Below are 14386 nucleotides of genomic sequence, written 5' to 3'. Positions count from 1 at the left end.
CTGATGATCAGGCTTCGAGCAGAAAGCCCCGCACCACCTCGATCTGCGCCGGATCCATCAGCATCGGCGCGTGCCCCACCCCGGTGAATTCGACGGTGCGCGCCCGCGGCCCTCGCGTACCCATTGCCTCGAAGACGTCGGCCGCGAGCAGATCGGACTGCGCACCGCGCAAGGCCAGGGTCGGGCAGCGCACGCCCTCGTACACGGGCCACAAGTCGATATCGGCATCGATCGGCCCGGCGCGGAAGGCATCGCCCAGCCCTGGGTCATACACAAAGGCGAAGCCACCGCCTTCGCCGCCAACCGGCCGCACCGAGTATTGCGTGAGGTGGCGCCATTGCGCATCGCTGAGCGGTCCGAACGGCGCGCTCACCTCGCGGATGTAGGCCTCGGCCGCCTCCATGCTCGGAAAGCGCGGCGTCATGCCGACGTACTGAGCAATGCGCTCGAGCGCCACGCGGGTGATGACGGGACCGACATCGTTGAGCACCAGGCGGCTGATCGGCGTATGCGGCTGGCTGGCGAGCAGCATGCCGATGATGCCGCCCATCGAAGTACCGACCCAATGCACCTCCTCGACATCCAGGCGCGCGATCAGCGTCACCATGTCCGCCACGTACACGGGAAAGCCGTAATCGGACTTGACCCCCAGCCAGTCGCTGCGCCCGCGCCCAACCACGTCAGGACAGACGACGCGATAGTCGTCGGCCAGCGCGCGCGCCAAGTCGTCGAAATCGCGGCCGTTGCGCGTCAGTCCGTGGACGCAGAGCAGTACGCGCGGGTTGGCGGGGTCGCCCCATTCGGTGTAGGCCATGCGGTGCAGGCCATGCGGCCCGAGGCACTGCACACGACGCTCGCGCAGGTTGTGCCGCGAACCTGCACCGAGGGTGGACGCGGCGAACAGGGGGCTCGATGTAGTCATGGCAGCAGGCAGATCCCGTGTTATCGGCAGTGACCCAAGTCTAGCCCGAATGCGGCTGAGGCTGCGACTGTCGCTGACGGCACTCAGCGCCCATGCCAGTATCGCGTCCGTTCGGTGCGCTCAGCCCTGATGCTGACGCGCTCGCCGCCACGCGCCGGGAACGCCGCCGTCACCGCGCCCTGGCTGTCGGTACGCCAGTTGCGTGTACCCGCCTGCGCCCAGCGCGCCAACACCTCGGGATGCGGATGACCAAAGGCGTTGCGCCGGCCCGCCGAATGGATCACGTGCTCAGGCGAGGTCGCAGCCACGAACGCCTGCGAAGACGAACTGCGGCTGCCATGGTGAGGACTTAATACCACGTCGCTCTCCAAACCCTCGCGCTCGAGGGCGATCAGTTGTGCCTCCGCGTTGCGTCCGATGTCGCCGGTAAGCAAGAGCGCGCCCCCGGGGCCAAGCACTCGCAGCACGCAGGAGTTGTCATTATCGTGGCGTGACGAGCCAGCAAGCGCCACCTCACCGCCCGGATGCAGTACCTCGAAACGGACGCCATCCCATTCCCATGCCTGGCCGCGCTGGCAACGCCACGCCGCACCCGCCGCGCCTGCCTGGGCTGCCCAGGCTGCTCCCCAGCGTGCATCGGCGTCATGTGGACCGGCAAGCACGGTGCCCACCGACGTTGCCTCAAGGAGGCTCGAAGCACCGCCGACATGATCGATGTCATCGTGTGAAAGCACGAGCAGATCGAGCGCGGCAACGCCGTGCGCGCGCAAGTAGGGCAGGATGACACGGCGACCCGCGTCGGCGCTCATGCCGTAAGCAGGACCGGCATCGAACAGCATGTCGTGGCGGTGCGTCTGTACATGCACCGCCAAGCCCTGGCCGACATCGAGCGTGCGGGCTACGAAAGCACCTGGCTCCGGCCGCGGTGGTGCCCACAACGCCAGTCCGGCAAGCAGCGCCGGCGCCGCCAGACGCCCGGGCGTCGCGCGTGGCAACAACAGCATGGCGACGGCGAGCGCCCCAGCGGCAATCAGCCATGGCGGCGGCCGGGCCTGCTCCCAGAGCGCGTGTTCGAGCTCGGCAAGCGGCCGCACGACATCCATCATTATCACGGTGGCGCCATGTGCCAGGACGAACAGACCATCGACCGGCACGATCAGCGCGAGCAGCACGAGCGGCGCGATCACGAAGCTCACCGCCGGGATGGCGACCAGATTGGCCAGCGGCGACACGAGCGGGAAGGACTGAAACAGGGCGAGCAGCGCAGGCGCCAGCGCAAAGCTGATCGCCAACTGCACGCGCAACGCGGCGCGCCATCCCGAAGGCGGGCGGACGCGACCACCGAGCACGGCCAGGATGATCGCCACCGCCGCAAACGACATCCAGAACCCGGCCGACAGCACGGCCCACGGGTCGGCCACCAGCACCACCAGCAGCGCTGCCGCCAGCACGCGCGAAGCTGCCAGCCTGCGGCCGGAAAGCAGCGCCAGTACCGCCACCGCCAGCATCAGCCAGGCCCGCAGCACCGGCAGGCCAAGCCCGGCCAGCAGTGCATAGGCGCTTGCCCCCGCAAGGGCTGCCAAGGCGCGCGCCTTGTGCACCGGCAGACGCAACGCCAAGCCCGGAGCCCGCCGCCACGCCAGGCTGCACAAGCCGCCACACAGCAGGCCGACCAGGCTGACGTGCAGCCCCGACACCGCCACGAGATGGCCGATGCCGGTATTGCGGAATACGGTCCAGTCGGCCTCTGCAATTGCGCGCTGGTCGCCCACGGCCAGTGCGGCGAGCACGCCGGCATGCTCGCCCTCCGGCAATGCGGCGAGAATGCGTTCGCGCACGACCCCGCGCTGACGGTGCACCCATTGCATTACGCCGCCTGGCGCAGCGTCGAGCAATTCGGCATCCGCACGTACGTAGCCGGTCGCACGAATGGCGCGCTCGAGCAGCCAGCCCTCGTAGTCGAAACCATGCGGATTGGCAAAACCATGCGGGGGCCTGAGGCGGACCACGAAATGCCAACGCTCGCCGGCCTGCAAGGCCGGAAGGGGGTTCGGCGCACGACGGTTTTCGTACCACGACAACTGGATGCGAGCGGGCACACCTTCCGGCGCGGCGTCGGGCTCGAACACGAATCGCCAGCCGCCGGCCAAGGGTTGCGGCAAGCCGGTGATGCGCCCGGCCACCGAGATATCCTGCCCTTCCAGCGTGTGGGCGAGGGCATCGGCCATGCGCCACTCCGCACGCTGCGCCGCCCACGCGAACCCCGTCGCACATGCCATCGCCACGACACAGGCAGCGACGGCGTAGCGCCCCGCCCAGCCCCGGGCGCTCGCGCCGAACAGCGCCCCGAGCAGCACGCACGCAAGTGCAATGCCCGCCGCTGCAGGCCCGGCATCGAGCGTGCTGCGGGTTTGAAGCAGGCACACGCCTGCCAGGAAACCCAACGCGACCATCCTCATGACATCGTATGATGCCAAAAGCATTGCTTGCTGCCTATCCGCAGCGAAACCTGTGGTGACAATCGGCAGCCTACATCAGCCGGGACACAAGGGCCCGGACGGCTGCCGAACTGCTAGACTGCGCCGCCGTCCAAGAACCCTGCGCCAGTAAGACAAGTCCATGCGCGAGCGTCTCAAGCGCCTCCTGCCCGATCACCAGACCATCAGCGCAAACCGCTGGCTGCGCCCGTTCGCATCCACCCTGCTGCATCCGCGCCTGTGGCACCTGAACCGCCATTCCGCCGCGGGCGCGGTAGCCGTGGGCCTGTTCTGCGGCCTTGTCCCCGGCCCGCTGCAGATGCTCAGTGCTGCGCTCTTCTGCGTGGCCTTTCGGGTCAATTTGCCGCTCGCCTTGCTGACGACGCTCTACACCAACCCGATCACCATCGTGCCCCTGTATGTGCTGGCCTTCGGGATCGGCAGCCTCATCACTGGCAACGGGGACATTGCGTTTGCTCCACCCCCCGAACTCGCCAGCCTGAACCCGGCGACCTGGATCAGCGATCTGCTCGCGTGGACGACAAGCCTGGGCAGACCCCTGTTCATCGGCCTGGTGGCACTCGCGGCGGGCTTGTCGATCGTGGGCTACCTGGGCGTGCGCTGGAGCTGGCGCTACTGGCTTTTGCGCCAGTGGGCTCAGCGCAAAGCCCGGCGCGCAAGAACGGGAGGCGCCGCTCCGCGCTGAGCACGGCAACAGCGCCTCCCGCGACGGCACTATTCGAGCCGGCCATCACTCAGCCGCAAGGTGCGCTGGGCGCGTGCGGCGAGCGCTTCATCATGGGTGACGATGACGAAGCTGGTCGAGAAGCGCTCATTGAGCGACAGCATCAGCTCGAACACCGCACCCGCAGTTCGCCTATCGAGGTTGCCTGTCGGCTCGTCGGCGAGCACGCAGGCCGGCTCGCTCACCAGGGCGCGAGCGATCGCCGCACGCTGGCGCTCGCCACCGGACAGTTCGCCCGGCGCGTGATCGAGGCGATGACCCAGGCCGACCTCGGTGAGCATCCTGGCCGCACGCGCCTCGGCCTCCTCGCGGGCGATACGGCGGACGTAAAGCGGCATGGCGACATTCTCCAGCGCGCTGAACTCGGGCAGCAGGTGATGAAACTGGTACACGAACCCTAGCGCAGCGTTGCGCAACCGGCCGCGCGCGGTCTCCGACATGCCCGAGAAATCCTGCCCCATCAGGCTGACCTTGCCCGCACTGGGTACGTCCAGCCCGCCGAGCAGATGCAGCAGCGTGCTCTTGCCCGAACCCGAGGCGCCGACGATGGCGACGCGCTCGCCACGTTCGATGCGCAGATTCACGCCGTCGAGCACCTTCACCGCATCGGCACCTTCACGGAAGTGCTTGCTCAGGCCTTCGCAGGCCACCACCGACGAAGCCGCCGGCATCATCACGGGATCACTCATAGCGCAGGGCCTCCGCCGGGTTCACCCGTGACGCGCGCCAACTAGGGTAGATCGCCGCCAGCAGGGTGAGCACAAAGGACACGGACACGATGCTGACCACGTCGGACGTCAACACCTTCGATGGCAACTCGTCGATGTAGTACACCTCCTTGTTCCACAGCGTAGCCCCGGTCACCGTCTCGAGCGCGGGGATCACCACATCGAGGTTGCCGGCGATGGCAAGCCCGCCAGCGACGCCGGCCAGCAGACCGACGACACCGATGATCGAGCCCTGGAGCACGAAGATGGTCATGATCGAGGCCGGGCTCGCACCCAGGGTGCGCAGGATGGCGATGTCGGCATACTTCTCCTGCACTGCCATGACCAGCGTGGATACGATGTTGAAGGCGGCCACCGCGACAATCAGGAACAGGATCAGCGTCATCATCGTCTTCTCGAGCGCGACGGCGCGGAAGAAGTTGGCATGGCTGCGCGTCCAGTCAGCCACGATCAGCCCAGGCTCGCTGATCATCAGCGCCAGCTCGCGGGCCACACGGGGCGCGGCAAACAGATCGTCGAGCTTGAGCCGCACGCCACTCACCGCATCACCGAGCCGATACAGCGCCTGGGCATCGGCGACATGCACCAGGGCAAGGCCGGAGTCGTATTCGTACATGCCAGCCTCGAAGATGCCCACCACCTCGAACTGCTTGACGCGCGGCAGCACCGCGGCTGGAGTGACCAGCCCCTGAGGCGCGATCAGTGTCACCTTGTCGCCCAGTTGCACGCGCAGGGCAAATGCAAGGTCGCGCCCGAGCACGATGCCGAAGCGCCCGGCTTGCAAGGCGTGGAAGTCGCCACTCTGCATGTAGCCGCCGAAGTCGGCCACCTTGTCTTCCTCGCTCGGAATGACCCCGCGCACGACGGTGCCGCGTACTGCATCGTCGAAGGACAGCATGCCCTGCTCCTGCACGTAGGGCGCGGCCGCGCGCACCGACGGATGCTGCATGCTCTCCTCTGCGACCTGTTGCCAGGTCTCCAACCCCTCGCCCCGGCTCTGCACCTGGATATGGGAGGCGACCCCCAGGATGCGGGTGCGCAACTCCTCCTGGAAGCCGTTCATGACCGACAGTACGACGATCAGGGCCGCAACCCCGAGCGCGATGCCAAACATGGATACGAGCGAAATGAAGGAGATGAAACGGTTGCGCCCCTGCGCGCGCTTGCGCGAGCGCGTGTAGCGCATGCCCACGAGAAATTCATAACGCATGGAATTCAGGTATCCTCAGCCCGGTTCGGACAAGCCCGGCATTGTGCCCGCCCTTGGCCTGCAGCGCGACACCAAAGCGCATGCGAATGTAAGTCGGGGCACTTGCCGCCAAGCCCGGCAGCGCTGCAGCCTGCCGGCCACGACGCTGGCAGGCGCCCGAAATTCGTGAAACACTGATCGATAACGACAGCGCAGGAAACGTCGCCCCATGCCGCCAGAAGCGAATGCTCCGCAAGGCCGCACCCCGGGACTGCTCGACCGCAGTGCCGCCGCGTGGCTTGCCTTGGGCGTGAGCTGTGCGCTGACCATCGCACTGGCGCAGTACGTGGCTACCCATCTCGACACGCGGGCCCAGGACCGCTTCATGATCGGCACGGAAGTGGCGCGCAACCAGCTCCTGTCGCGCATGCGCGCCTACGAGCAGGTCTTGCGCGGTGGCGCGGCGCTGTTCGCGGCGAGCGAGCATGTCGACCGCAAGGAGTGGCACGACTACGTCGCTGCACTCGACCTCGACGATGGATTGCCAGGCATCCAGGGCATCGGTTTTGCCGAGGTGATCCCTGCATCCAGGCTCGATGAGCACCATGCCGCAGTGCGCAGCGAGGGCTTTCCGGGCTACAGCGTCCACCCGCCGGGCGCGCGCGACCCCTACACGAGCATCGTCTACCTCGAGCCGTTCATCGACCGCAACCTGCGTGCCTTCGGCTACGACATGTACTCGGAGCCGGTGCGGCGCGAGGCGATGTCGCGCGCGCGCGACAGTGGCCAAGCCGCGCTATCGGGCAAGGTGACGCTGGTCCAGGAGGACGGCCGGAACACTCAGCCCGGCTTCCTGATCTATCTCCCCGTTTTCGATCGCCAGATCGACACCCGTGATGTCGGGGGGCGACGGACCGCACTGCTCGGCTATGTCTACAGCCCATTTCGTGCGCACGACATGATGCGCAGCATCTTCGCCGACGGCCTGCGCAACGCCATCGTCGAGCTCTTCGACCACTACCCCGACGACGCCAACCTGCTATTCGCCTCTTCCCCAGCGCGCCACGACGCACGTCACACGGTGACGCATGCGGTGGAGGTCGGGGGCCGCAACTGGGTGGTGCGCTTCAGCAGCACGGCGGCTTTCGAGGCCGACTCCCAAAGTGCGGAACCGATGTTGATCCTCGTCGGCGGCTCGGCACTAGGGGTGCTGCTGTTCACGATATTGCGTACCAACGCAGTCCACCGTCGGCGCATGCAGGCCGCGGCAAACAGCCTTGCCGCCAGCAGGGACGAGTTCCGCGCCCTGGTCGAGAACGTACCTGGCGTGGTTTTCCGCTGCCAGGTCGGCGCCCCCTGGCCCGTGATCCACATCGGCCAGAGCGTCGAGGCGCTGACTGGTGCCACGGCGGATGAGTTCGTCTCCGGAGCGGTGTCGTTCGCCGACTTCATCGAGCCCGAGGACATCCCTCGCATCGAGCAGGCCATCCGCGACGCCGCGGACAAGCAGACGAGCTACGAGGTGGAATACCGCATGCTCGGTGGTGACGGAGCGGTGTGCTGGGTCAGCGAGCGCGGGCGGGTGCACGCCGATGCGCTGGGTCGAGACCTCTGGCTCGATGGGGTGATCGTCGACATCAGCGCGCTCAAGCACGCCGAGGAGACCATGCGCAGCCTCGCCTTCGTCGACACGCTCACCCAACTCCCCAATCGCCGCTTCCTGCTCGACCGGCTGCGGCAGGGCCTTGCAAACAGCCGGCGCCACGGCCACCACGGCGCGCTGCTGTTCGTCGACCTCGACCACTTCAAGGCGGTGAACGACGCCCACGGCCACGAAGCCGGCGACGAGTTGCTGTGCGAGGTCGCCAGCCGCCTGCGCCAATGCGTACGCGAGGGCGACACGGTCGCACGCCTGGGCGGGGATGAATTCGTGATCATGCTCGAGGACCTGGGCGACTCCAGCACGGAGGCCTTTGCCAAGGGCACCGTCATCACCGACAAGATCCTCGCCGCGCTGAACCAGCCTTTCGAAGTGGGTTCCGCGACGCTCCAGAGCACGCCAAGCATCGGCCTGACCTGCTTCAGCGGCGAGGACGACAGCGCCGAGTCGCTGCTGCGCCGGGCCGACGCTGCGATGTACCGCGCCAAGGCGGGCGGGCGCAACCGCGTCGAGACCAGCGCGGCATCGGCGCTCGCACTGCCAGCCGGCCAACGAAGTGCCCGCTCCTAGCGCGCGCCCCGCCGGTCAACGGCCTTACGGCCTTTCGCGGACGATCGGCACGTCCCGGGTGCCGGCTTGCGCGTTGCAACGCTCGCCTGGTTGGCAACCGGCTGATGCCGCGGCACAAGGCAGTTGGGCCCGTTGCCGATGAGTTCGGCGCGCCCCATGCGCATCAGGCCTTCGCGCAGGACCGGCCAGTTCTCCGGGTCGTGCCAGCGCAGGAAGGCCTTGTGCAGCTTGCGGATCTTGCCAGCACGCGCGGTCTCGACCACTTCGGAGTCGGCCGACACCTTTTTCAACGGGTTCTTGCGCGAGTGATACATCGTGGTCGCCATCGCCATCGGCGTGGGCAGGAAGGTCTGCACCTGATCGAGGCGGAAGTTGTGCTTCTTCAGCCATAGCGCCAGGTTGAGCATGTCCTCGTCGGTCGTCCCCGGATGGGCAGCGATGAAGTACGGCACCAGGTGCTGCTTCTTGCCAGCCTGCGCCGAGAACTTCTCGAACATGCGGGCGAACTCCTCGTAGGCACCGATGCCCGGCTTCATCATCTTGGCGAGGGTGTTCTCCTCGGTGTGCTCGGGCGCAATCTTGAGCAGGCCGCTGACGTGATGGGTGACGAGTTCCTTGACGTACTCGGGCGAGCGCACTGCCAGATCGTAGCGCAGGCCCGAGCCGATGGTGATGCGCTTGACGCCGGGCACGGCGCGCGCCTTGCGGTAGAGTTCGACGAGCGAGCTGTGGTCGGTGTTCAGGTTCTCGCAGATGCCCGGGTACACACAGGACAGGCGTCGGCAGTTTTCCTCGATCGCCTTGCTCTTGCACGCCATCCGGTACATGTTGGCCGTGGGCCCGCCAAGATCGGTGATGTGGCCCTTGAAGTCAGGCGACTTGTCGCGGATCTCCTCGATCTCGTGGATGATCGATTCATGCGAGCGGCTCTGGATGATGCGGCCCTCGTGCTCGGTGATCGAACAGAAGGTACAGCCACCGAAACAGCCGCGCATGATGTTGATCGAGAACTTGATCATGTCCCAGGCCGGGATGCGGGCACTGCCATAGCTCGGGTGCGGCGCACGCGCGTAGGGACGACCGTAGACGAAATCCATCTCGGGCGTGGTGAGCGGCACCGGCGGCGGGTTGATCCACACGTCACGCGCGCCCGGCCCCTCGCCATGACACTGCACCATGGCACGCGCGTTACCCGGATTGGACTCGAGGTGGAACACCCGCGAGGCGTGCGCGTACATCACCGCATCGTCCTTCACCTGCTCGTAGGACGGCAGGCGGATTACCGTGTGGGCACGGTCGGCGCGGCGTGCGGCGACACGCTCTGCCGCGGGTACGATGCGCACCGGCTGGGCGCCGTCCGCCGTCGACTTGGGCGCAGCCGCCGCCGGCTCCATCGCGTAGGGGTCGGGGTGAGTGTCGATGCGCCCTGGCCGGTCCAGCGCCAGTGAATCGGTTTCGTGCCACTCGTCGGACGGGCGCCAGCCCGGCTTGACCATGAAGGCGGTGCCGCGCAGATCGCGAATCGAGTCGATCGCCTCGCCCGCCGCCATGCGCTGGGTGAGCGCCACCAGCGCACGCTCGGCATTGCCGAAGAGCAAAATGTCGGCCTTGGCGTCCGGCAACACCGAGCGCCGCACCTTGTCCGACCAGTAGTCGTAGTGCGCGATCCGGCGCAGCGAGGCCTCAATGCTGCCAATGACGATCGGCGTACCCGGGAAAGCTTCCCGGGCGCGCTGCGCATAGACCGTCACCGCGCGGTCGGGCCGCTTGCCAGCCTCGGCATTCGGCGTGTAGGCGTCCTCTGAGCGGATCTTGCGGTCCGAGGTATAGCGATTGACCAGCGAATCCATGTTGCCGGCGGTGATGCCGAAATACAGCCTTGGCCGGCCCAGCACACGGAAGGGCTCGGCCGACTGCCAGTCGGGCTGGCTGATGATGCCGACCCTGAAGCCATGGGCTTCGAGCAGGCGCCCGACAAGGGCCATGCCGAAACTGGGGTGGTCGATATAGGCATCGCCCGTCACCAGGATCACATCGCATTCGTCCCAGCCGAGCGCGTCCATTTCCTTGCGCGACATGGGCAGGAAAGGCGCGGCGGCGCCACTTTCGGCGGCGGGCAGAATGCTGGGAGCGCCTGCGGGCAAGGCGGGCGGAGGGGCAGCAGGAGGCAGGGAGCGAACTGTTTGACGCATGATGGGCGCCATTGTATCGACACCCGGCCACGCTGGCCGCAATCACGCCCACACAATCACGCAATCGCGGTTGATCTTCGCGCGCTGCCTGTTGCACTATCCGGCCCCTCCCCCTCTCCAGCGCCTAGAGGCCGTATTCCGCCCATGCTTCCCCCGATCGAACATCGCATCGCCGACGAGCTCGGTGTCTCACCGCGCCAGGTCATCTGCGCAGTCCAGCTCCTCGATGACGGCGCCACCGTGCCCTTCATCGCCCGTTACCGCAAGGAAGTCACCGGCGGCCTGGACGACACCCAGCTGCGCACGCTGGAGGAGCGACTTGGCTATCTGCGCGAACTCGAAGACCGGCGCGCTACCGTGCTCGCGTCGATTGACGAGCAGGGCAAGCTCACCGCCGAACTGCGCGCCGAGGTCGAGCACGCCGACACCAAGCAGCGCCTCGAAGACCTCTACCTGCCCTACAAGCCCAAGCGTCGCACCAAGGCCCAGATCGCGCGCGAGGCCGGCATCGGCCCGCTTGCCGAAGCCCTGCTCGCCGACCCCACCCTGACGCCCGAGGCCGAGGCCGGGAAATACCTGAATGCCGAGGCTGGCTTCGCCGACACCAAAGCGGTGCTCGACGGCGCGCGCCAGATCCTGATGGAGCACTTTGCGGAGGACGCCCGCCTGCTTGGCGAGCTGCGTGGCTGGCTGCACGAGCATGGACAGGTACGATCGAGCGTGATCGAGGGCAAGGAGAACGAAGGCGCCAAGTTCCGCGACTGGTTCGACTTCGCCGAGCCGATTGCGACCATGCCCTCGCATCGCGCACTGGCGCTGTTGCGCGGGCGCAACGAGGGCGTGCTGCGCCTTGCACTCGACGTCGACCGCGACGACCCCGACGCCCCGCACCCCTGCGAGGGGCGCATTGCGGTGCACTTCGGCATTCGCAACCAGGGCCGACCGGCCGACCGCTGGCTCGCCGAGACTGCACGTTGGGCGTGGAGCGTAAAGATCTCCATCCACCTCGAACTCGAGTTGATGAGCGAGCTGCGCGAGCGCGCCGAGGAAGAGGCGATCCGTGTCTTCGCGCGCAACCTCAAGGATCTCCTGCTTGCAGCACCGGCTGGCACGCGTGCAACCATCGGCCTCGACCCGGGCATTCGTACCGGGGTCAAGGTCGCGGTGGTCGATGCCACCGGCAAGGTGGTCGACACGACCACCGTGTATCCCTTCGAGCCGCGCCGCGACCGCGAGTCCTCGATCGCCACCATCGCCGCGCTGGCGAAAAAGCACGGTGTCGAGCTGATTGCCATCGGCAACGGCACGGCCTCGCGCGAAACCGACGCGCTGGTCGCAGAACTGATGAAGCGCCACCCCGAGCTGCGCCTGACGAAGATCGTGGTATCCGAGGCCGGCGCATCGGTGTATTCGGCCTCGGAGCTCGCCGCACGCGAGTTCCCCGAGCTCGACGTCAGCCTGCGTGGTGCCGTCTCGATCGCCCGTCGCCTTCAGGATCCGCTCGCCGAACTGGTCAAGATCGACCCCAAGTCGATCGGCGTCGGCCAGTACCAGCACGACGTCAACCAGGGCCGGCTGGCCAAGAGCCTGGATGCGGTGGTGGAAGACTGCGTGAACGCGGTCGGTGTGGACGTCAATACCGCCTCGGCGCCGCTGCTCGCACGCATCTCGGGGCTCAACGCCACGCTGGCCGGCAACATCGTCGAGTATCGCAATGCCAAGGGGCCGTTCCGCAGCCGCAACGCGCTCAAGGACGTACCACGCCTCGGCCCCAAAACCTTCGAGCAGGCCGCGGGATTCCTGCGCATCCCGAGTGGCGACAACCCGCTCGACGCCTCGTCTGTGCACCCGGAGGCCTACCCGGTGGTCGAGCGCATTCTCGCCAAGGTGCAGAAAGGCGTGCGCGAGCTGATGGGCAACGGCAGCTTCCTCAAGAGCCTGAAGCCGGCGGAGTTCACCGACGAGCGCTTCGGCCTGCCCACGGTGCAGGACATCCTCGCCGAGCTCGAGAAACCCGGCCGCGACCCGCGCCCCGAGTTCCGCACCGCCACCTTCCGGGAGGGCGTGGAAACGCTCAAGGACCTCGAGCCCGGCATGCTGCTCGAAGGCGTGGTCACCAACGTGACCAACTTTGGTGCCTTTGTGGACATCGGCGTGCATCAGGACGGCCTGGTCCACATCTCCGCGCTGTCGAACACCTTCGTCAAGGACCCCCACAGCGTGGTCAAGGCCGGCCAAGTCGTAAAGGTAAAGGTGCTCGAAGTGGACATCCCGCGCCATCGCATCGCCCTGACCATGCGGCTCGGGGACGAAGCGACGCCCAGGCGCAACGAGCCTGGAGCAAGACGCCACGACGCCACGCCACGCCGTGGCGACAGCGCCCCGGCGATACGCGCCGACCAGCGCCCGCGCACCAATGACGGCCGTCGTGCCCCCGCCCAGGACAAGACGGCTGGCCGCCAGGACGCATCACGCGCAGCGACCGGTAACGCCCTTGCCGATGCCTTCGCCCGCGCCCGCAACGGCAAGTAGTCAAGACCGCGCCGCCGCACGCCACCCTCAGAGCACTGACTCAGGACATGAAACCGATCATCCACGGCATCAAGAACTGCGACACCATGAAAAAAACCTTCGCCTGGTTCGATGGCGAGGGCATCGCATATGCGTTCCATGATTACAAGAAGGTCGGTATCGACACCGCAACGCTGACCCGCTGGTGCGACCGCCTGGGCTGGAAGACCCTCGTCAACACACGTGGCACGACCTGGCGCAAACTCTCGGCCGAACAGCAAGCGCTTGCCGACACCGCTGCCGCAATCGCGCTGATGCAGGCCCAGCCCAGCCTGATCCGCCGCCCGGTGGTCGAGTTCGCCGACGGCGAAGTCGTCGTCGGTCTCGATACCGCAGCATTCGAGCGCCTCGCCCGACGCTGAACAACACAGCCCCTGCATGCGTGCAGGGACAAGGGAATACCGACAGATGAATGCCCGTCCCCCAAAAAGTTACGTCCAGCGCTTCCTGCTGGAAGAACTCGACATCCGTGGCGCCGTGGTCCGTCTGACCGACGTCTGGCAGGCCCTGCAGCGCGAGCGCGGGTATGCGCCTGCCGTGGCAAGCCTGCTCGGCCAGATGACTGCCGTGTCTGCCGTCATCGCCGGCAACCTCAAGCAGCCCGGGCGGCTGACCTTCCAGGTCAACGGCCATGGTCCGGTCAGCCTGCTCGTCGTCGACTGCAACGAATCGCTCAACCTGCGCGCCTACGCCAAGGCCGACGCCGTGCCTGCCTCGGTGGCCCTCGACGGAGGGGTCGCCGACCTGGTCGGAGACGGCCGCCTGCAGCTTTCGCTCGACATCCCCGGCCTCGATCAGCCCTACCAGAGCCTGGTCCCGCTCGAAGGCGACAGCATCGCCCGCTGCTTCGAGAACTATCTCGCCCAGTCGGAGCAACAACCCGCAGGCCTCTGGCTGGCATGCTCGGCGGATGCCGCCGTCGCGCTGTTCGTCCAGAAGCTGCCCGGCGCCGACGAACGCGACGCCGACGGATGGGCACGGGTGCAGCATCTGGCACAGACCGTGCGCGAAGACGAACTGCTTGGCCTGGAGGCCGAGGAGATCCTGCGCCGGCTGTTCGCCGAGGAGACCGTGCGCCTGTTCGAGGCTCGGCCGGTTCGCCACGACTGGCCTGCCGACCCTGCCAAGGTGGGGGCCATGCTCCAGGGCCTGGGCGAGCAGGAGGTTCGCGCAATGCTCGCCGAACACGGAGAGATCGTCGTCCACGACGACCTGTCGAACCACACCTACCGCTTCGATGCGGACGACATCGACGCACTGTTCCGGCCGCCGACCCTGCACTGACGGCACACAACGCGTGGGCGGCGGATCAGGCGACACCCACGACGCATG

Annotated in this window: 10 protein-coding genes; 5 read left to right on the top strand and 5 right to left on the bottom strand. The window is 67.1% G+C overall.

Annotated elements, in window-relative coordinates:
• Nucleotides 1-7 precede the first annotated feature (7 nt).
• Both P7F68_RS09745 and P7F68_RS09740 read right to left on the bottom strand, forming a co-directional pair.
• Nucleotides 8-922 (bottom strand): alpha/beta fold hydrolase, encoded by a 915-nt coding sequence (locus P7F68_RS09745; RefSeq protein ID WP_277832718.1) that lies wholly within the window; start codon nt 920-922, stop codon nt 8-10.
• Between the two features lie 83 nt (nt 923-1005).
• Nucleotides 1006-3381 carry a DNA internalization-related competence protein ComEC/Rec2 gene (locus P7F68_RS09740; RefSeq protein WP_277832716.1) on the bottom strand — a complete coding sequence of 792 codons (2376 nt, stop codon included), beginning with the start codon at nt 3379-3381 and terminating at the stop codon, nt 1006-1008.
• 160 nt (nt 3382-3541) lie between these two features.
• On the opposite strand from P7F68_RS09740, the gene P7F68_RS09735 reads away from it, so the two are divergent.
• Nucleotides 3542-4105, top strand: coding sequence for a DUF2062 domain-containing protein (locus tag P7F68_RS09735; protein WP_277832714.1), 564 nt, complete (start codon nt 3542-3544; stop codon nt 4103-4105).
• A 29-nt stretch (nt 4106-4134) separates the two neighbouring features.
• Here P7F68_RS09735 and lolD read toward each other — a convergent pair whose 3' ends face one another.
• Nucleotides 4135-4833: a lipoprotein-releasing ABC transporter ATP-binding protein LolD gene (gene lolD, locus P7F68_RS09730; RefSeq protein WP_002927935.1), complete on the bottom strand. Its 699-nt coding sequence runs from the start codon at nt 4831-4833 to the stop codon at nt 4135-4137.
• A complete protein-coding gene (locus tag P7F68_RS09725; RefSeq protein WP_002942269.1) occupies nt 4826-6082 on the bottom strand; it encodes a lipoprotein-releasing ABC transporter permease subunit in 1257 nt (418 codons plus the stop codon). Before P7F68_RS09725 ends, lolD begins: the two co-directional genes overlap by 8 nt.
• A 208-nt stretch (nt 6083-6290) precedes the next feature.
• Between P7F68_RS09725 and P7F68_RS09720 the strand changes: the two genes are divergently transcribed.
• On the top strand, nt 6291-8291 hold the full coding sequence (locus P7F68_RS09720; RefSeq protein ID WP_277832711.1) for a GGDEF domain-containing protein: 2001 nt from the start codon (nt 6291-6293) through the stop codon (nt 8289-8291).
• Here P7F68_RS09720 and P7F68_RS09715 read toward each other — a convergent pair.
• Nucleotides 8288-10369 (bottom strand): YgiQ family radical SAM protein, encoded by a 2082-nt coding sequence (locus P7F68_RS09715; protein WP_277832709.1) that lies wholly within the window; start codon nt 10367-10369, stop codon nt 8288-8290. The two genes, P7F68_RS09720 and P7F68_RS09715, sit on opposite strands and share 4 nt — an antisense overlap.
• Nucleotides 10370-10627: 258 nt before the next feature.
• Between P7F68_RS09715 and P7F68_RS09710 the strand changes: the two genes are divergently transcribed.
• Genes P7F68_RS09710 through hslO form a run of 3 tightly spaced genes read left to right on the top strand, consistent with a single transcriptional unit; the run spans nt 10628 to nt 14338 of the window.
• Nucleotides 10628-13015 (top strand): Tex family protein, encoded by a 2388-nt coding sequence (locus tag P7F68_RS09710; RefSeq protein WP_277832707.1) that lies wholly within the window; start codon nt 10628-10630, stop codon nt 13013-13015.
• A gap of 47 nt (nt 13016-13062) precedes the next feature.
• Complete coding sequence (locus P7F68_RS09705) at nt 13063-13416, top strand: ArsC family reductase (protein ID WP_277832705.1); 354 nt, start codon at nt 13063-13065, stop codon at nt 13414-13416.
• Between the two features lie 46 nt (nt 13417-13462).
• Nucleotides 13463-14338, top strand: coding sequence for an Hsp33 family molecular chaperone HslO (gene hslO, locus P7F68_RS09700; RefSeq protein WP_002942258.1), 876 nt, complete (start codon nt 13463-13465; stop codon nt 14336-14338).
• Nucleotides 14339-14386 lie beyond the last annotated feature (48 nt).

It is taken from the genome of Thauera mechernichensis, from assembly GCF_029588855.1.
Lineage (GTDB): Bacteria > Pseudomonadota > Gammaproteobacteria > Burkholderiales > Rhodocyclaceae > Thauera > Thauera mechernichensis.
This window is presented reverse-complemented; position numbering and strand designations above follow the sequence as displayed.